18 protein-coding genes are annotated in these 16,948 nt (G+C 65.2%); 11 read left to right on the forward strand and 7 right to left on the reverse strand.

Going from position 1 to position 16,948, the window contains the following annotated elements; genetic code table 11:
• Positions 1 to 81: 81 nt before the first annotated feature.
• Positions 82 to 597 carry a peptidoglycan-associated lipoprotein Pal gene (gene pal / locus sphantq_RS09680; protein WP_066607025.1) on the forward strand — a complete coding sequence of 172 codons (516 nt, stop codon included), beginning with the start codon at positions 82 to 84 and terminating at the stop codon, positions 595 to 597.
• 116 nt (positions 598 to 713) lie between these two features.
• Entirely contained in the window at positions 714 to 1,763 is a 1,050-nt protein-coding gene (locus sphantq_RS09685) for a LacI family DNA-binding transcriptional regulator (protein ID WP_129925530.1), read from the forward strand.
• Positions 1,764 to 1,779: 16 nt separating this feature from the next.
• On the opposite strand, the gene rhaT is transcribed toward sphantq_RS09685, so the two are convergent.
• The 5 genes from rhaT to rhmD form a co-directional block, all read right to left on the reverse strand.
• The gene (gene rhaT, locus sphantq_RS09690; protein ID WP_066607038.1) at positions 1,780 to 2,844 is read right to left on the reverse strand and encodes an L-rhamnose/proton symporter RhaT; all 1,065 of its coding nucleotides are present in this window, start codon (positions 2,842 to 2,844) and stop codon (positions 1,780 to 1,782) included.
• Positions 2,841 to 3,743, reverse strand: a complete 903-nt coding sequence (locus sphantq_RS09695; protein WP_272798376.1) for an amidohydrolase family protein — start codon at positions 3,741 to 3,743, stop codon at positions 2,841 to 2,843. Before sphantq_RS09695 ends, rhaT begins: the two co-directional genes overlap by 4 nt.
• A gap of 124 nt (positions 3,744 to 3,867) precedes the next feature.
• A complete protein-coding gene (locus tag sphantq_RS09700) occupies positions 3,868 to 4,617 on the reverse strand; it encodes an SDR family NAD(P)-dependent oxidoreductase (protein ID WP_272798377.1) in 750 nt (249 codons plus the stop codon).
• Positions 4,614 to 5,471, reverse strand: a complete 858-nt coding sequence (locus sphantq_RS09705; RefSeq protein WP_272798378.1) for a fumarylacetoacetate hydrolase family protein — start codon at positions 5,469 to 5,471, stop codon at positions 4,614 to 4,616. The genes sphantq_RS09700 and sphantq_RS09705 overlap by 4 nt, the downstream gene beginning before the upstream one ends.
• A 25-nt stretch (positions 5,472 to 5,496) precedes the next feature.
• The gene (gene rhmD, locus sphantq_RS09710; RefSeq protein WP_148648433.1) at positions 5,497 to 6,681 is read right to left on the reverse strand and encodes an L-rhamnonate dehydratase; all 1,185 of its coding nucleotides are present in this window, start codon (positions 6,679 to 6,681) and stop codon (positions 5,497 to 5,499) included.
• 191 nt (positions 6,682 to 6,872) lie between these two features.
• On the opposite strand from rhmD, the gene sphantq_RS09715 reads away from it, so the two are divergent.
• The 6 genes from sphantq_RS09715 (at position 6,873) to sphantq_RS09740 (ending at position 12,409) form a co-directional block, all read left to right on the forward strand.
• Positions 6,873 to 7,715 (forward strand): IclR family transcriptional regulator, encoded by an 843-nt coding sequence (locus sphantq_RS09715; RefSeq protein ID WP_066607054.1) that lies wholly within the window; start codon positions 6,873 to 6,875, stop codon positions 7,713 to 7,715.
• A gap of 21 nt (positions 7,716 to 7,736) precedes the next feature.
• Positions 7,737 to 8,501, forward strand: coding sequence for an SDR family NAD(P)-dependent oxidoreductase (locus sphantq_RS09720; protein ID WP_272798379.1), 765 nt, complete (start codon positions 7,737 to 7,739; stop codon positions 8,499 to 8,501).
• Positions 8,501 to 9,256: a (Fe-S)-binding protein gene (locus tag sphantq_RS09725; protein WP_272798380.1), complete on the forward strand. Its 756-nt coding sequence runs from the start codon at positions 8,501 to 8,503 to the stop codon at positions 9,254 to 9,256. The genes sphantq_RS09720 and sphantq_RS09725 overlap by 1 nt, the downstream gene beginning before the upstream one ends.
• Positions 9,253 to 10,647: a lactate utilization protein B gene (locus sphantq_RS09730; RefSeq protein WP_272798381.1), complete on the forward strand. Its 1,395-nt coding sequence runs from the start codon at positions 9,253 to 9,255 to the stop codon at positions 10,645 to 10,647. The genes sphantq_RS09725 and sphantq_RS09730 overlap by 4 nt, the downstream gene beginning before the upstream one ends.
• Entirely contained in the window at positions 10,644 to 11,252 is a 609-nt protein-coding gene (locus tag sphantq_RS09735; RefSeq protein WP_272798382.1) for a LutC/YkgG family protein, read from the forward strand. The genes sphantq_RS09730 and sphantq_RS09735 overlap by 4 nt, the downstream gene beginning before the upstream one ends.
• Positions 11,253 to 11,443: 191 nt before the next feature.
• On the forward strand, positions 11,444 to 12,409 hold the full coding sequence (locus tag sphantq_RS09740; protein WP_129925520.1) for an acyltransferase family protein: 966 nt from the start codon (positions 11,444 to 11,446) through the stop codon (positions 12,407 to 12,409).
• Positions 12,410 to 12,444: 35 nt separating this feature from the next.
• Here the strand turns inward: sphantq_RS09740 and sphantq_RS09745 are convergent, their stop codons facing one another.
• The gene (locus sphantq_RS09745; RefSeq protein WP_129925519.1) at positions 12,445 to 13,011 is read right to left on the reverse strand and encodes a hypothetical protein; all 567 of its coding nucleotides are present in this window, start codon (positions 13,009 to 13,011) and stop codon (positions 12,445 to 12,447) included.
• A 71-nt stretch (positions 13,012 to 13,082) separates the two neighbouring features.
• Complete coding sequence (gene purD, locus sphantq_RS09750) at positions 13,083 to 14,360, reverse strand: phosphoribosylamine--glycine ligase (RefSeq protein ID WP_272798383.1); 1,278 nt, start codon at positions 14,358 to 14,360, stop codon at positions 13,083 to 13,085.
• Between the two features lie 7 nt (positions 14,361 to 14,367).
• Here purD and xseA point away from each other — a divergent pair, with 7 nt between their 5' ends.
• The 3 genes from xseA to sphantq_RS09765 are packed head-to-tail and all read left to right on the forward strand — an operon-like array spanning position 14,368 to position 16,945.
• Complete coding sequence (xseA, locus tag sphantq_RS09755; protein ID WP_272800214.1) at positions 14,368 to 15,861, forward strand: exodeoxyribonuclease VII large subunit; 1,494 nt, start codon at positions 14,368 to 14,370, stop codon at positions 15,859 to 15,861.
• A 23-nt stretch (positions 15,862 to 15,884) separates the two neighbouring features.
• Entirely contained in the window at positions 15,885 to 16,097 is a 213-nt protein-coding gene (locus tag sphantq_RS09760) for a DUF2093 domain-containing protein (protein ID WP_129925518.1), read from the forward strand.
• A complete protein-coding gene (locus sphantq_RS09765; RefSeq protein WP_272798384.1) occupies positions 16,094 to 16,945 on the forward strand; it encodes a M23 family metallopeptidase in 852 nt (283 codons plus the stop codon). The genes sphantq_RS09760 and sphantq_RS09765 overlap by 4 nt, the downstream gene beginning before the upstream one ends.
• Positions 16,946 to 16,948 lie beyond the last annotated feature (3 nt).

Below are 16,948 nucleotides of genomic sequence, written 5' to 3' on the forward strand. Positions count from 1 at the left end.
AGCACGCCTTATCGGATAGGGTAGCAAATGTCAGAATCGGACCACTAGCGGGCGGCATAGAGAATATCGAAGGAGACCCCCATGAAACTGTCCCGGACCTTGGTTGTGGCGACCGCCATCATCGCGCTGGCCGCCTGTTCGAAAAAGCCGCCGGCCCAATTGCCCCCCGCCCCTGGCGGCACCGGTGGCACGACCGCGCCCAGCGGCCCGATCGGCGCCAGCGGTCCGGTCAAGGGCAGCCAGGAGGATTTCGTCGCGTCGGTGTCTTCGGACCGCATCTTCTTTGGCCTGGACCAATATGATGTCGATATGGAGGACCAGGCGACCTTGCAGAGCCAGGCCGCCTGGTTGCAGCAGAATCCGTCGGTGCGCGTGACGATCGAGGGCCATGCCGACGAACGCGGCACCCGCGATTATAATATCGCGCTGGGCGAACGCCGCGCCAATGCGGCGAAAAACTATCTCGCCTCACTGGGCATCGCGCCCGGCCGCATCACCACTGTCAGCTATGGCAAGGAGCGGCCGGCGGCGCTGGGATCGGACGAGGCAAGCTGGGCACAGAATCGCCGCGCGGTGACCGTCACCATCCAATATTGATCCGCCTGGCCTTCGCATGACTGAAAAGCCCGCCGGTCGACAGGACCGGCGGGCTTTTACACGCCCTTAGATCCCCGCGATTTTCCTTGGCCGTAAAAACGGCTAGAGAAGAGGGAATGCAGAAAAGCGACCTCAAGAAAAAGCCCCCCACGATCAAGGAAGTCGCCGCCAGCGCGGGCGTTTCGGTTATGACCGCGTCGCGCGCGGTCAACGGCAAGGCGCTCGTCAGCGCCAAGGCGCGGCGGGCGGTAGAACTGGCGGTCAAGGAGCTGGGCTATATCCCCAATGCGTCGGCGCGCGCGCTGGCCGGGAGCGCCGACCGGCGCGTCGCGCTGTTGCACAGCAACTCCACCACATCGGCCTATCTGGGCGAACTGCTGCTCGGCGCGCTGGGCGAAGCGCCGCAACGGCACCTGCATCTGGTGGTCGAGCAATGCGCGCCCGGCGCCTTTGCCGAGGAAATCGTCGAGCAGGTCGCCCATGCCAATGTCGCCGGCGTGATCCTGCCGCCACCGCTGTGCGACTGGCCGGAACTGGTCGCCGGGCTGAGCGCGCGCGACATCGCCATCGTCGCGATCGCGCCGGACCAGGATGGGCCGGACATGCTGGTGGTGGGCACCGACGACCGCCATGCCGCCTATGACCTGACCCGCCACCTGATCGAACTGGGGCATCGGCGGATCGGCTTCATCGAAGGCAATGTGCGCCACCGGTCGAGCGCGCGGCGGTTGCAGGGCTTTCGCGATGCGCTGCTCCATCATGGGCTGGCGCATGACGACCAGCTGATCGTGCCGGGCGACTATAGCTATCGATCAGGTCTGGACGCGGCCGAGCGACTGATGAGCCTGGAGGCGCGGCCGACCGCGATCTTCGCCTGCAATGACGATATGGCCGCCGCCGCGATCACGGTCGCGCACCAGCGACGCATCAACGTGCCGGCCGAGATCAGCATCTGCGGCTTTGACGATACGCCGCTGGCGAGTGCGATCTGGCCTGCGCTGACCACCATCCGTCAGCCGATCCGCGACATGAGCCGCGAAGCGATCGGCCTGCTGGCGATGCGATTCCGCAGTCAGGACGAGGGCGCCGACGGGATCATCGGCAAGGTGAAGCTCGACTATCAGCTGATCCGCCGCCAGTCGGACGCGGTGCCCGCGCGGCATTGATGCCGGACCGGGGCCGTCACACGGCCAGGCGGTTGCCATAGCCTATGATGAGGGTGGCGAAGACCAGCAGGCCGACCCCGCTCCACACCATGCCGCGGACGGCGGGGGCGGCGTCCTTCCACTCGCGAAACGCGAAGCCCCAGCAGGTCCCGAAGATGATGATGGACGCCATGTGCAGCGTCCAGCTGGAGAAGCCGAAGCGGCCCATCTGGCTTTCGCCCATGGTGTAGAAGAAGAATTGGAAATACCAGGCGGTGCCCGCCAGCGCGCAGAGCAGGAAATTAGGCAGCAGCGCGGGGCGCTGGCCCGATGCGTCCGCCGCCCCGACCCATTGGCCCGCCGACTTGTTTTTCACGATCAGCCAGCCGCACCAGAGCGCATTGGTGACGAGGCCGCCGAGCATGACGAGGCACAGGGTCGGCAGCCCCACCCAGAGCGGGCCGGTTCCTGCCGCGCGGCTGAGTGCGTTCACCGGCTGTCCCGCCGCCAGGCCGAAGGCGAAGCAGGAGGACATGATGCCGGAAAAGATGGCGACGGCGATGCCCTTTCTGAAATCAAATTCGGCGACGGCGGCGGCCTTTTGTTCGGTGGACAACCCCGCATCCTTGCGTGAGCCGGCCATGGCCACGACGATGATGCCCAGCACCGTGACGGCCAGGCCCAGCAACACGATCCGGCCGTGCAGGGTGCCTGCAATCTCCGTCATGAAGCTGCCATCGACGATCGGCGGGATCAGCGTGCCAAAGACGGTGCACAGCCCCAGCACCACCGCCATGCCGAGCGAGAGGCCCAGATAGCGCATGGTGAGGCCATAGGTCAGGCCGCCAAAGCCCCAGAGGAAGCCGAAAAAGACGCACCAGCCGACGACCGAGGACGGCACTTGCCGCATCACGCCCATCAGGTCGTTGGTCTGCATCGATGCGAAGAACCAGGGTGCGATCACCCAGGAGAAGATACCGCCGGTGAGCCAGAATATCTCCCAGTTCCAGCGCCGCACGCCGCGATAGGGGACATAGAAGCTGGCCGAGGCCAGGCCGCCCAGCCAATGAAACAGCACGCCGAGCAGTGGATTTCCGGTCATAGGTCAAGTCCCAGGCGATAAAGGCGGTCGGCGTTGCCCGCAAAGAGCGCGCGGCGGTCGGCTTCGGGGAAATCGGCGACGATGGCGTGATAGGCGTCCATATATTGGTCGATCGGCGCGAACAGCTTGTCGGTCGGCGTGTCGCTGGCGAAGGCGCAGCGGTCGACGCCGAACAGGTCGATCGTTTCGCGCACCAGCGGTTCGACATTTTCGCGGGTCCAGTCGCGGCGGATGAAGCCCATGCCCGACAGCTTGACCGCGACATGGGGCAGCGCGGCCAGCGCCTTCATGCCCCTGCGCCAGTGCGCCAAGCCATCGGGATCGGTCAGGACGGGCATCCCCATATGATTGATGATGACGGGAATGTCGGGATGGCGCTCGATCAGCGGGACAAGGCCGGGCATTTGGCCCGGATAGCATTGCAGGTCGAAGGACAGGTCGTGCTTGGCGAGCAGAGCATAGCCCGCCTGCCATTGGGGATCGACGGTCAGGTCGACCGGACCATAGGTGCGCAGGGGATCGCGGTGCCAGTTGACGATATGGCGGATGCCCTTGACGCGGCGGTGGGCGGCCTGCGCGGCGAGCAGGGCATCGACATCGGGATCATGCAAAGCGGCAAAGGCGACGAGGCCGGTGGGCAGGCCTTCGACTTGCGCCAGACCGTCGAGCCATTGGGTTTCGCGCAGGGCGCTCTCCGCCGCCGCGCCGGCATCGACATGCACCGCGCCAACGACATTCCAGCGGGCAAGGTCGGCGCGATAGTGGGCGACGCCATAATCGTGGGCGATGGGTTCGACGCTGCCATTCGGCCCTTCGTCAGAGAAAGGCGCGCTCAGCCAATCGTAGCGGATATGCTGCAGGTCCCATAGATGGATATGGGCATCGACAAAGGGGATCATGGCTATCCTCTCCAGAAACATACAGTCCGTTCGCCCTGAGCCCGTCGACGGGTTGGCTGAGCGGAGTAAGAGATTTTGCGGCGCGCTGGTTCTTGGGACCAGTCGCGCCGCGCAACTTCGCATATTAGAAGGTGGTGCGGCCGCCCGATGTGTCGAAGGTGGACGCGGTGGTGAAGCTGCATTCCTCGCTGGCCATGAAACAGACCATCGCGGCGGACTCCTCGATCAGGCCCAGACGGCCCATCGGGATTTTCGAGCGCATATAATCGACCTGGCTCTGGGGCAGTTGGGCCAGGATCGGGCTTTCGAAGGTGGCGGGCGTCAGTGCGTTGGCGATGACGCCCTTGCCCGCCAGTTCCTTGCCAAGGCTCTTGGTGAAGCCGATCACGCCCGCCTTGCTCGCCGAATAGGCGCTGGCGTTGGGATTGCCTTCCTTGCCCGCGACGGACGCCAGGTTGACGATCCGGCCATAGCCATTTTCCAGCAGGAAGGGCGCGACTTCCCGGTTGCAGTAGAAAAGGCCGTTGAGGTTGATGTCGATCACCCGCTGGAAGCTGTCGACCGGATAGTCCCACACCGTCGCTGTGGCGCCAGTGATGCCCGCCGAGCAGATGAGGATATCGACCTTGCCCAGCGCGACGGCCGTGTCCTTTGCGGCGGCGGTGACGGCGGCGTAATCGGATACGTCCAGCGCCACCACATGGGCCGCGCCGATCTCAGCGCTGGTGGCCGCGAGCGCTTCGGGATTGAGATCCCATAGCGCCACTTGGCCGCCTTCGGCGACGATGCGGGCGGCGACCTGCCTGCCCAGGCCCGACGCGCCGCCGGTGATGATCGCATTGCGGCCCGCGAAACGGCCGGCATAAATGCTCATCCGAGCACCACGTCGCCGAGGTGACGCCATTCCGAAACCTGCTGCGTCTGGGCGCCGAGCTTTTCGATGCCCAGTTCCATGACGTCGCCGGCCTTGAGATAGATGGCGTCTGGCTTCTTGCCCTCACCCACGCCCGGCGGGGTGCCGGTGATCATCAGGTCGCCGGGATAGAGGGTGATATATTCGCTGACATAGGAGATGAGTTGCGCGACGTTGAAGATCATCGTCCGGGTGTTGCCGGTTTGCATCCGCTGGCCATTGAGATCGAGATACATGTCCAGATCCTGCGGGTCGCCGACCTCGTCCGGGGTCACCAGCCAGGGGCCGACCGGGCAGAAAGTGTCATGGCCCTTGCCCTTGCTCCACTGGCTGCCGCGCTGCTTCTGGTTGAAGCGTTCCGACACGTCGTTGACCAGGGTATAGCCTGCGACCTTGGACAGGGCGTCTTCTTCGGACACGAAGCGGCAGGTTTCGCCGATCACCACGCCCAGTTCGACTTCCCAGTCGCCATGGGTCGCATTTTTCGGCAGCACCACTTCGTCGTTGGGGCCGTTGAGCGAGGACAGCGCCTTCATGAACATCATCGGTTCGGTCGGGATCGGCAGGTTGGATTCGATCGCGTGATCTTCATAATTGAGGCCGATTGCGACGATTTTACCGATGCCCTTGACCGGGACGCCATAGCGCGGCGCGCCGTCCACGATCGGCAGCGAGGCGATGTCGGCGGCCCTGGCGGCGGCCAGCGTTGCGACGGTCAGTTCGGGGACGACGCCCGACAGGTCGCGGATGTTGCCCTCGCTGTCGATGACACCGGGCTTTTCCTGGCCAACCTGGCCGAAACGGACGAATTTCATGGGATCAGTCTCTCTTCTGCGGCAATCAATGGGTGTAGGGGCGGTGCATCGCGATGTCGGGGTTGAGGTCTACCCCGAAGCCGGGCTTGTCGAGCGCAGTCACCTTCATCCGGCCATTTTCCGGCACCGGCTCGCCCAGCAATTGGGGATGGAACATCGGCACCACTTCGGTCGGCCCTGGATGCATCATCAGAAATTCGGCGAAGGGCGAATTGTGGCGGGTGATGACGAAATGATAGCTGTAAACTGACGATCCGTGCGGCACGACCATCTTGCCATGGGCGTCGGCCAGCGCGCTGATCTTGAGCAGTTCGGTGACACCCCCGCACCAGCCGACATCGGGCTGGATGATGTCGCAGCAATCCATTTCCAGCAACATGCGGAAACCCCAGCGGGTCGCTTCATGTTCGCCGGTGGTGACCAACATGCCCTTGGGCACGTTGCGCTTGAGCGCTGCATAGCCCCAATAATCGTCGGGGCTAATCGCTTCCTCGATCCATTTTAGGCCAAGGTCATGCGCGGCAATGGCGAGACGGGTCGCATAGTCGACGTCAAGCGCCATCCAACAATCCCACATCAGCCAGAAATCCTCGCCGACCTTTGACCGCATGTCGGCCAGTTCGGCGATATTCTTGCTTAGGCCCTCGACGCCTTCGGCCGGGCCGTGATGTAACGCCATCTTGCCGCCGATAAAGCCGAATTCCTTCGCCTTGTCGGGCCGCGCGCCGGTGGCGTAGAATATCAGTTCGTCGCGCACCGCGCCGCCCAGCAGATGATAGACCGGCTCCTGCCGCAACTTGCCCAGCAAGTCCCACAGCGCCAGATCGACGCCAGAAATGGCGTTGATGACCAGCCCCTTTCGCCCATAATATTGGGTCGAAAAATACATCTGGTCCCAGATTTTCTCATAATCGGTCGGTGCGCGCCCTTCGAGGAAGCGGGCGAGATGCTTTTCGACAATATAGGCGGCCGGTTCGCCCCCGGTGGTCACCGCAAAACCAACAGTGCCGTCCTCCGCCTCTATCTCCACGACCAGCGTACCCAGCACGTTGATCCCGAAGCTCTGGCGCGACTGGCGATATTCGGGATATTTCGACATCGGCGTCGCGATGTGATTGTCGATCCAGTGGCCTTCGCCCTGGTCATGATAATCCGCCCCGCCCCCACGCACGGTGAAGGCGCGGACATGCTTGATCTTCGGCAAGGTCACGATCGGCACATATACACTCCCTGAACCATGCCGATGCCCAATATGTGGGAGCGATCGGCAAAAACTTTCAATATATGGTCAAAACACCAATAAGGGCTGGGTTAACGGAGGAAGTACCGCGATCGGAAGAATCATGCTCAGCCTCCAGTTCACCCTTGTTTTTCTCATTTTGTGGGATAGAGTGTTATTAGATGAGACAGAAAACGTCAAACACAGAATCGGATGCGCCGGAAAATTTGGGCCGAGAGGAAAAGGCGAAGGCGGGCGGGTCGCAGACTCTGCAGCGCGGGCTGGATCTGCTCGACCAGGTGATCGACGGTCCGATCAAGCTGGCCGACCTGTCGGAACGGATGGGGCTTACGCGCTCGACCACCCATCGTCTCGCCAACGCCATGGTGGAGCGCGGTTTCCTGACTTTCCTGCCGCGCGAAGGGTATCAACTAGGGCCGAAGCTGCTCCAGTTGGGGTTTCTGGCGCAATCGCAGGCCGACTTGGTGCAGATCGCCCGGCCGCATCTGGAGGCGCTGGCGGCCGCCAGCGAAGATGTGGTGCATCTGGGGCGGCTCGACGGCGACCAGGCGCTGTATCTGGACAAGATTCCCGGCCGCCGTCGGGTGGAGATCAGCAGCCGTATCGGCGATCGGCATCCCTTGACCTCGACAGGGCTTGGCAAGGCGCTGCTGATGGACGACCCGGAGGGCAATTGGCGTCGGCTGTTCGACGCGGACCAGGCGGCGGGCACCCATCCGGTCGCCTATGATGGCTGGCTCGAACGGATGCGCGGCTATGTGGTCGCCGGTCGCGCGTTCGACCTGGAAGAGAATGAAGACCAGATACGCTGCGTCGCCGCGCCGATCCGCGATGCGTCGGGCGCGATCGTCGCCGCCATCAGCCTGTCGAGCGCCGCCCAATATATGGACGACGACCGCATGGCGGCGCTGAGCGAGGATGTCCGCGCCGCCGCGCACAAGGTCAGCGCCGACCTGGGCTGGACCCCCGGCGTCAAATCCCCCCGCCGCCCGGCGCGGCGATAATCATCGAAGGAAAATCGCCCCATGAAGCTGCTTGAAGGCAAGACCGTCCTTATCACCGGCGCATCGACCGGCATCGGCCGCGCCGCCGCGATCGGCGCGGCGCAGCATGGCGCGGATGTCGCGATCAACTATGCGAACAGCGACGGGCCGGCCGCAAGCTGCGTGGCGGAGATCGAGGCGCTGGGCCAGCGCGCCATCGCGGTGAAGGGAGACGTCGCCGATCCGCAGACCGCGCAGGATTTCGTGGCCAAAACGGTCAAGGCCTTCGGCAAGGTCGACGTCATGGTGAGCAATGCGGGCATCTGCCCCTTTCACGCCTTTCTCGACATGCCGGTCGATGTGGTGGAGCGAACCTTCAAGGTGAACCTGCATGGCGCTTATTTCATGGTGCAGGCCGCCGCGCAGCAGATGGTGAAACAGGGGCATGGCGGATCGATCGTCGCGGTGTCCTCCATTTCGGCGCTGGTCGGCGGCGAGTTTCAGACGCACTACACCCCCACGAAAGCGGGGGTCCATTCACTGATGCAATCCACCGCTATCGCGCTGGGCAAGCATGGCATCCGTTGCAACAGCGTGCTGCCCGGCACGATCCTGACCGAAATCAACAAGGATGATCTGGCCGATGTAGAAAAGCGCGAATATATGGAAAAGCGCGTGCCGCTGGGGCGTCTTGGCGCGCCGGACGATCTGGCCGGGCCGATTGTCTTCCTGGCGTCGGACATGGCCGCCTATGTCACCGGCGCGGCGCTGCTGGTCGATGGCGGCATGTATGTAAATCTGCAATAATGACACGAACCGTCGCCCTGTTCGTCACCTGCCTGGTCGATCTGATGCGCCCCCGCATCGGCTTTGCCGCGATCCGCGCGCTGGAAGCGGCCGGGTGCGACGTGGTCGTGCCGGAAAGGCAGACCTGCTGCGGCCAGCCTGCGCTCAACAGCGGCGACCGGGACCATGCCGCCGCGCTGGCGAAGCAGACGATCGTGGCGCTGGAACCCTATGAGGCGATCATCGTCCCGTCAGGCTCCTGCGCGGGGACGATCCGCTGCCATTATCCCGAAATATTCGAACATGACGCGCATTGGCTGTCGCGCGCGCAGGCGGTGGCGGGCAAGACGTGGGAGGTCATGGCCTATCTGGATCAGGTCTGCGGGTGGAAACCGAAAGGCGTGACGCTGGACGCCAAGGCGACCTATCATGACAGTTGTTCGGGCCTGCGCGAACTGGGGATCAAGGCGCAGCCGCGCCGGTTGCTCAAGGCCATCGACGGCCTGACCTTCGCGCCCTTGGCCGGCGAGGAGACATGTTGTGGCTTTGGCGGCGCATTCTGCGTCAAATATCCTGCCATTTCCAACGCCATCGTTGGTGAGAAGGCGGATGCGATCGATGCTACGGGCGCTGACCTTTTGCTGGCGGGCGACTTGGGCTGCCTGATGAACATGGCGGGGAAGCTGCACCGCCGGGGCAGCAAGGTGCGCGCCTATCATGCGATCGAACTGATCGCCGGCATGGGCGACGGCCCGGCGATCGGGGAAGAGGCATGAGCGGCTTCACGGACCGCGCCGAGGCGGCGCTGGCCGACCCGATCCTGAAGATTGCGGTCGAACGCACCGCCGGCACGGCCGAGGCCAAGCGGGGCATCGCCATCGACGCCTTCCCCGATTTCGAGGCTGCCCGCAGCCGCGCCGCCGCCATCAAGGATCATGTGATTGCGCATCTGGGCGCCTATCTGGAACAGTTCGAGGCCAATGCCATCGCGGCAGGGGCCAAGGTCCATTGGGCGAGGACGGCCGACGAGGCCTGCGCAATCGTCATCGCTATCTGCAAGGCGGAGGGCGCGAAGAGCGTCGCGCGGTCCAAGTCGATGCTGGGGGAGGAGATCGGCCTGCCCCATGCGCTGGCCGAGGCCGGGATCGGCCGGGTCGAAACAGACCTGGCCGAACATATCATCCAACTGGCCGACGAGCGCCCGTCGCACATCATCTGGCCCGCCATGCACAAGACGCGCGATCAGGTGTCGGCGCTGTTCAAGGCGAAGCATCGCTCACCCCATCAGGAAGAGACGATCGCCGCCATGGCCGAAAGCGCGCGGCGCGAATTGCGCACGCAGATGCTGAGCGCGGATGTCGGCATGTCGGGCGCGAATTTCCTGATCGCGGATAGCGGCGCGGTCTGCACCGTCACCAATGAAGGTAATGCCGAATTGTCGCTCGTGCCGCCGCGCGTCCATATCGTGACCGCGGGGATCGAGAAGATCGTGCCGTCCATGCCGCACGCCATCCATATGCTGCGGATGCTGGCGCGATCGGCCACCGGCGCGGCGCTGACCCAATATACGACCTTCTATACAGGGCCGAAACGCGCGGGCGACCGCGACGGGCCGGACGCGATGCATATCGTGCTGGTCGATAATGGGCGCACGAAAATGCGCGAGGAAGGGCTGGCGGAGATGCTGCGCTGCATTCGTTGCGGCGCGTGCATGAATCATTGCGTCGTCTTCCGCCAGATTGGCGGCCATGCTTATGGCGGCACCTATCCGGGACCGATGGGCGCGGTGTTGACGCCGGTGCTGGATGGGCTTGCACCCAATCGCGACCTTATCCATGCCTGCACCCTCAACGGCAAATGCCAGGAAGTATGCCCGGTGCGCATCCCGCTACCGACCCTGCTCAAGGGCTGGCGCGACAAGAGTTGGCGCGAGGGACTTGAGCCGACCTCCATGCGCGCGGGGCTGGGCCTGTGGGCCTGGATCGCGACGCGGCCGAGTCTTTATCGGCCGGTCACCACTATCGCCGTGCGGGTGATGCGGCTTTTGGGGAAGAAGGGTTGGATCGCAAGCCTGCCACTCGCGGGCGGCTGGACCCGTCATCGCGACATGCCCAGACCCGCCGCGCAGACCTTCATGACGCAATATAAGAAGGCGCGCCGTCCATGAGCGCCCGTGACGCCATCCTCGCCCGGCTGAAAGGACCGTCGCCCGACCAGGCGGAGGCCGACGCGCTGCTGGTCGCGCCAGAGCGTCCGGCGGTGAACGAAGCGACGCTGGAGGCGGAATTTCTCGCCCGGCTCGCCCTGCCCAGCGTCAATGCAAGCCAAGACGTCGTCGGGTCCATGGCGGACCTGCCCACCGCCATCGCCCGCTATCTGGCGGGACAGGGTGAAGCGCTCACGCTCTGCTTGCCCCCCGATCCGCGCCTGACGGCCTGCGACTGGGGCGGCTTCACCCTGCACGACAGCGCCGCGCCCGACGAAGCGGCCGTCCTCGCCATTGCGCGCAGGGGGATCGCGGAAACCGGGTCGCTAATCTTCGAAACCGGCCCGACCGCACCGATGCTGCCCAATTTCCTGGCGCTGCATCATATCGTGTTGCTGGCCGTACGCGACATCGCACCCCATCTGGAGAATGCCCCGCTGACCGGCCCGCAACCGCGCGCCCATTATTGGGTCACCGGCGTATCTGGCACCACTGATATCGAAGGCGCCTATGTCCGCGGCGCGCACGGCCCGCGCTTTCTGCATGTCATCCTCCTGCGGAATTGACCGCAAATCGGACCTTCATTCCACATTCAGGGAGGAGAGCATCGTACAAAAAGTGGGAACCGATTCTGCCTGGAGCGACGCAAAACCAAAAGGCATCGACAGCCGTTCCGCACATCATCCGTTCACCATTTTTTTTTAGGCGTCTGCAAGAACGGCGGATGCAGAATAGGGAGGGGCCGGGATTTATCAGCATGGGCAAAAATCCGTCGATTGACCTTCTCAAGGGGGTCTTGATCCTTTTGGTGATGGCCGGCCATGCCATGGAGCTTGCCCATCAGCAGCATCCGGCGCTGTGGATCGGCGCAGGTTTCCGGATGCCGTTGATGATCGGCATATCGGGCTATCTACTGAACGTCACCCGCACCCGCACCGAACAGACTGGCGTTCTGCTGGGCCGCTATGGCGAACGTATGTTGCTGCCCTGGCTGGTCGCGTCGATCATCTATCTGCTGGTGAGCGGCGGGTCCGTGTCGTGGACCGCCCCGCTGGACCTGCTGCTGCGTCCGCCCTTCCACCTCTGGTATGTGCCGGTCCTCTTCTTCCTGATCCTGATGACGCGCCTCCTTCCCTTGCCGCCGCTGCTGCTGCTGGCGATCGGTGCGCCGATCAGCCTGGCGACCATGTATGGCTTCGGCCTGGATCATGGGCCGGTCGGGGTCAGCCTGCTGTCGCCTGACAGCCGTTTCCTGCGCTTTCCGGTCTATTTCTTCTTTGGCATGTTGATGGCGGAAAGGGGGTTGCCGACCCGCTATCTGGGCGTCGCGTTGCTGGTCATGGCATTGGGCTTGGTCTGGTGGGCGGGCCAGCAGGGCAGCGGCAACGGGCTGGCCTATGTTCCGGCGCGGCTGATGATGTGCCTGGGCCTGATTGCGCTCCTGCCCAGATTGTCGGCGCTGCGCCTGTCCTTCGCCCCGCTCAATCGCGTCGGCCGGGACAGCCTGTTCTTCTATCTCTGGCACCCGCTGGTGATGGGGGTGGCGCTGGCAAGCGGCGCGCGCGCGACGGTGACGCTGGCGCTGTCGATCCTGATCCTGCTGTTCGCCAGCCGCCTGCTCGCGCCGAGCGCGCTGATCCGCCGCCTGGTCGGCAGCGCACCGCCGTCGCGGGCCGTCATCGTGGCGCAGCCGGCGCCGGACGCGGCGCCGCAGCCAGCCTGACGGAACAGGCTGGCCTTTGCTCATCTCAAATGAGGTCAGAGCTTGCCATATTTGGCTTCGAAGCCGGCAATGTCGCCAGCGGCGAGATATTTGGCTTGATCGACCCATTGATCGCGCACCGGGCGGCCCTTGAAATTGCCGAGCTTCGCGTCGATCGCAGCGATGTCGGCATCGCCCCATGCGGCGATCTGGGCGTAGCGGGTGACGCCCAGTTCGATCAGCAAGGTCTTGAGTTTGGGACCGACCCCCTTGAGGCGCAGCAGGTCGTCATGCTCATCCCCGACCGCCGCGATGGCGGGCGAGACGGGAATAGGCGACGGCGCAACTGGTTCCGGCGCGGGCATCGGTTCAGCGACAGGTTCGACCGGCGCGATCGGCTCCACAGGCGCGACAGGCTCCACCACGACCGGCGCGGGAGCGACCGGCGCGGCAATGATCGGATCGACAAATGGGGTGGGCGCCGGGGGGGACGCGGCGCCGGGGACGGACGGTTCGACCGGTTCTTCCGCCTTGCGCTTGCCCGACAGCAGGAAGACCAGCGCGATGACGACCAGCAATGCGACCAGCAGCCACAGTCCATAGTCCATGAAGAATTCCTGCATCGCGCTCCGTCTCCCCTGCCAAATCCTGACGCTATTTAAGGACGCTTTGCCACCCGCTGCAAGAGCATGGCCTATTGCGCTTCGCGCGCGACCTCTCGCCAGCCGATGTCACGGCGGCAGAAGCCGGTCGGGAAATCGAGTGCGTCCACCGCGGCATAGGCCGCCGCCTGCGCCGCGCCGACCGTGTCTGCGGTTGCCGTGACATTGAGGACGCGCCCGCCATTGGCGACCAGCGCGCCGTTTTTCTCTGCGGTGCCGGCGTGGAAAATCTTCGCGCCGCCCTGCTCCGCCACATCGATGCCGCCGATCGCGCCGCCCTTGTCAGGCGTGCCGGGATAGCCGTTGGCCGCCATGACGATGGTCAGCGCGGTGCGATCCGCCAACTGGACCGGCCCCTGATCGGCCAGCGTCCCTTGCGCCACGGCGAGCAGCAGGTCGATCAGATCGCCGTCAAAGCGGGTCATCAAGACCTGGCATTCAGGGTCGCCGAAGCGCGCATTATATTCGATCAGCTTGGGGCCGTCCGTCGTCAGCATCAGGCCGGCATAGAGGACGCCCGAATAAGGCATCCCTTCCGCCGCCATCGTCTCGACGGTCGGCCGGATGATCGTGTCGATCACATCGGCTTCCAGTTCCGGCGTCAGCACGCGGGCGGGGCTGTAGGCTCCCATGCCGCCGGTATTGGGGCCGGTGTCGCCGTCGCCGACGCGCTTATGGTCCTGGGCCGATCCGAAGGGCAGGATCGCGACGCCATCGGTCAGCGCGAAGAAGCTGGCTTCCTCTCCGGTCATGAACTCTTCGAGCACCACTTCCTCCCCCGCTGCGCCGAATGCGCCTGAGAACATGGTGTCGAGCGCTTCGATCGCTTCGTCACGGGTTTGCGCGATGATGACGCCCTTGCCCGCGGCCAGCCCGTCGGCCTTGATGACGACTGGCAGGGTGAAATCGTCGAGCGCGGCGACCGCGCCATCCTTGCTGGAGACGCGGACATAGGCGGCGGTGGGGATGTTGGCGCGCTGGCACAGATCCTTGGTGAAGCCCTTCGATCCTTCCAATTGCGCCGCTTTCTTGTTGGGGCCGAACACCGGCACGCCCATGGTGCGCAGATTGTCGGCGAGGCCATCAACCAGCGGCGCTTCCGGCCCGATCACCACCAGGCCGATCGAATGGCGGATGCAAAAATCCATCGTCGCGCGATGATCCGTCGCGTCGAGGTCGACCAAAGTGGCGTGCTCGGCTATGCCCGGATTGCCCGGCGCGGCGTAGAGCGTATCGAGCCGGGGCGATTGCGCCAGCTTCCACGCCAGCGCATGTTCGCGGCCGCCGCCGCCAAGCAAAAGGATGTTCATGTCGCCCATGTCCCCGGAATTTGATGTCTATGACAGTTCGGGCCGCCTGTTAGCGGAGGAACGCGCAGGGGACAACGCGGCGGCGCTCAGCGTCAGCGAATTGTCGGGCCTGCTCAAGCGCACGGTCGAGGACCGGTTCGGCCATGTGCGGCTGCGCGGCGAGATTTCGGGCTTCAAGCGGGCGGCGTCCGGGCATCTCTATCTGGCGCTGAAGGACGAAAATGCGGTGCTGGACGGCGTGATGTGGAAGGGGGGGGCGCAGCGGTTGGCCTTTTCGCCGCAGGACGGGGTCGAGGTGATCGCGACCGGCAAGCTGACCACCTATCCGGGGCGATCCAAATATCAGATCGTGATCGAGCGGATGGAACTGGCGGGCGAAGGCGCGCTGATGGCGTTGCTGGAGAAACTCAAAGCCAGACTCGCGGGCGAAGGGTTGTTCGCGGTCGAACGCAAGAAGGCGCTGCCTTTCCTGCCGCGCACGATCGGCGTCGTGACGTCGCCGACCGGCGCGGTGATCCGCGACATATTGCATCGGCTGGCCGATCGTTGCCCGACCAATGTGCTGGTCTGGCCAGTGCTGGTGCAGGGCCAGGGCGCGGCCGAGCAGGTGGCGCGGGCGGTGCGGGGATTCAGCGCGATGGACGGCGGCGGCCCCCTACCCCGCCCGGACCTGGTGATCGTGGCGCGCGGCGGCGGGTCGATCGAGGATCTGTGGAGCTTCAACGAGGAGATCGTCGTGCGCGCGGTCGCCGATTGCACCATCCCGATCATATCGGCGGTGGGTCATGAGACGGACACCACCCTGTGCGACTATGCCGCCGACCGGCGCGCGCCCACGCCCACCGCTGCGGCGGAAATGGCGGTGCCGGTGCGGGCGGAGTTGCTGGCGGGATTGACCGAGATGGGCCTGCGCGCCGGACGGGCAGTGCGGCGGGGCGCAGCGCAGGCCAGAGAGCGCCTGGAAATGCAGGCGCGACTGATGCCCACGCCCGACATGCTGCTCAGCCCCCAGCGGCAGCGGCTGGACGACGCCAGTGCGCGGCTCAATCGCGGCCTGAGCCATCGGCTGGTGGTGGCGCGCGCGCATCTCAATGAAGCAGGCGGCGCGCTGCGACCGGCCCTGCTGCGCCAGCATGTGCAGCGCGCGGGCGAACGGCTCGACCGGCTGAAGCTGCGTCCCGACTATCTGCAACGCGCTTTGTCCGATCGGGCCATCGTCTTGGACCGGGTATCGCGCCATTTCGCCTCGCTCGATCCCGATCGGCCGCTGCAAAAAGGCTATGCGCGTGTGATGGCGCAGGGGCGGCTGGTCCAGTCGGTGGCGGCGGCGCAGGCGGCGGGCCAGGTGACGCTGCATTTCAAGGATGGCGCCGTGGACGCCGCCATTGGCGATGCGCCGCCGCTTGAGAAGCGCCCGCCGGTCGCTATATCCCCTTCATCGCGGCCCGTGCGCAAGACGCGCGAGGCGGACGAAACGCCGCAGCAGGATCTATTTTCCTGATGCGGCGAAGAAAGGCCTGACCCATGTTGATGTCGAACAGCGACCGGATCGCCCGGCTCCATTATATGCCCTATAGTTTCCGCGTGTTGCAGGCGGGCGACCATGTCCTGTGCGCCGTGACCGGGCAAAGAATCGCGCTGGAGGATTTGCGCTATTGGAGCATCGCGCGGCAGGAACCCTATGCCAGCGCCGATGCGTCGGTGCAGGCGGAATTGCGGGCGCGCGGGCCGCGATGAGGCGGATCGGCCTGGCGCTGCTGCTGGCGTGCGCCGGCGCGGCCGTCGCGCAGCCCGGCGCTCGTCCCATGGCGACACGGACCGATTTTCAGCTGACCGGCGCGGCGACGCAGGGCGGCCTGCTGGTCGGCACCGCGCCGGCCGGGACGGTCGCACTCAAGCTGGACGCGCAATTGGTGCCGGTGGACGCCGACGGGCGTTTCCTGATCGCGTTCGACCGCGATGCCGCGCCGACCGCGCGCCTGGTCGCCCGGCTGCCTGACGGACGAACGGTCGAGCGCGCGTTGACCGTTGCCCCCCGCGCCTGGCGGATCGAGCGGATCGACGCGCCGATGCGGCCGACCAAGAGCACCGAGGCCTTTCTGGCGATGCGCAAGCCGGAACTGGAGGCGATCGCCGCCGCGCGGGAGACGGTGACGGACGCGCAAGGGTGGCGACAGCGCTTCATCTGGCCGCGCATCGGGCGGATATCGGGGCTGTTCGGATCGCAGCGCGTCTATCAGGGGACGCCCGGCGCCTATCATGGCGGCGTCGATGTGGCGGGCGCGACGGGCGCGCCAGTGGTCGCGCCGGCCGACGGCGTGGTGATCCTGGCGGCGGCGGACAAGCCTTTCTCGCTGGAGGGGCATTTGCTGATGATCGACCATGGCCACGGCCTCAACAGCGCCTTCCTGCACCTGTCGCGGATCGACGTGAAGGTCGGCGAGTCTGTGGCGCAAGGGCAACGCATCGGCGCAGTCGGCGCGACGGGGCGCGCGACCGGGCCGCATCTCCATTGGGGGATGAAATGGAGCGAAGCGCGGATCGACCCGATGCTGGTCGCCGGGCCGATGCCGAACGGCCTGTAAGGG

This window comes from Sphingobium sp. AntQ-1 (genome assembly GCF_028538045.1).
In the GTDB taxonomy this organism is placed as follows: Bacteria; Pseudomonadota; Alphaproteobacteria; order Sphingomonadales; family Sphingomonadaceae; genus Sphingobium; species Sphingobium cupriresistens.

Excerpts from the sequence above, each read along its gene's own strand:
- rhaT (WP_066607038.1), bottom strand. The coding sequence starts at position 2,844 with ATGACCGGAAATCCACTGCTCGGCGTGCTGTTTCATTGGCTGGGCGGC.
- sphantq_RS09745 (WP_129925519.1), bottom strand. The coding sequence starts at position 13,011 with ATGCAGGAATTCTTCATGGACTATGGACTGTGGCTGCTGGTCGCATTG.
- purD (WP_272798383.1), bottom strand. The coding sequence starts at position 14,360 with ATGAACATCCTTTTGCTTGGCGGCGGCGGCCGCGAACATGCGCTGGCG.
- sphantq_RS09740 (WP_129925520.1), top strand. The coding sequence starts at position 11,444 with ATGGGCAAAAATCCGTCGATTGACCTTCTCAAGGGGGTCTTGATCCTT.
- sphantq_RS09715 (WP_066607054.1), top strand. The coding sequence starts at position 6,873 with ATGAGACAGAAAACGTCAAACACAGAATCGGATGCGCCGGAAAATTTG.
- sphantq_RS09700 (WP_272798377.1), bottom strand. The coding sequence starts at position 4,617 with ATGAGCATTTATGCCGGCCGTTTCGCGGGCCGCAATGCGATCATCACC.
- sphantq_RS09685 (WP_129925530.1), top strand. The coding sequence starts at position 714 with ATGCAGAAAAGCGACCTCAAGAAAAAGCCCCCCACGATCAAGGAAGTC.
- sphantq_RS09760 (WP_129925518.1), top strand. The coding sequence starts at position 15,885 with ATGTTGATGTCGAACAGCGACCGGATCGCCCGGCTCCATTATATGCCC.
- sphantq_RS09765 (WP_272798384.1), top strand. The coding sequence starts at position 16,094 with ATGAGGCGGATCGGCCTGGCGCTGCTGCTGGCGTGCGCCGGCGCGGCC.
- sphantq_RS09720 (WP_272798379.1), top strand. The coding sequence starts at position 7,737 with ATGAAGCTGCTTGAAGGCAAGACCGTCCTTATCACCGGCGCATCGACC.
- sphantq_RS09735 (WP_272798382.1), top strand. The coding sequence starts at position 10,644 with ATGAGCGCCCGTGACGCCATCCTCGCCCGGCTGAAAGGACCGTCGCCC.
- sphantq_RS09705 (WP_272798378.1), bottom strand. The coding sequence starts at position 5,471 with ATGAAATTCGTCCGTTTCGGCCAGGTTGGCCAGGAAAAGCCCGGTGTC.
- sphantq_RS09725 (WP_272798380.1), top strand. The coding sequence starts at position 8,501 with ATGACACGAACCGTCGCCCTGTTCGTCACCTGCCTGGTCGATCTGATG.
- sphantq_RS09730 (WP_272798381.1), top strand. The coding sequence starts at position 9,253 with ATGAGCGGCTTCACGGACCGCGCCGAGGCGGCGCTGGCCGACCCGATC.
- sphantq_RS09695 (WP_272798376.1), bottom strand. The coding sequence starts at position 3,743 with ATGATCCCCTTTGTCGATGCCCATATCCATCTATGGGACCTGCAGCAT.
- xseA (WP_272800214.1), top strand. The coding sequence starts at position 14,368 with ATGTCCCCGGAATTTGATGTCTATGACAGTTCGGGCCGCCTGTTAGCG.
- pal (WP_066607025.1), top strand. The coding sequence starts at position 82 with ATGAAACTGTCCCGGACCTTGGTTGTGGCGACCGCCATCATCGCGCTG.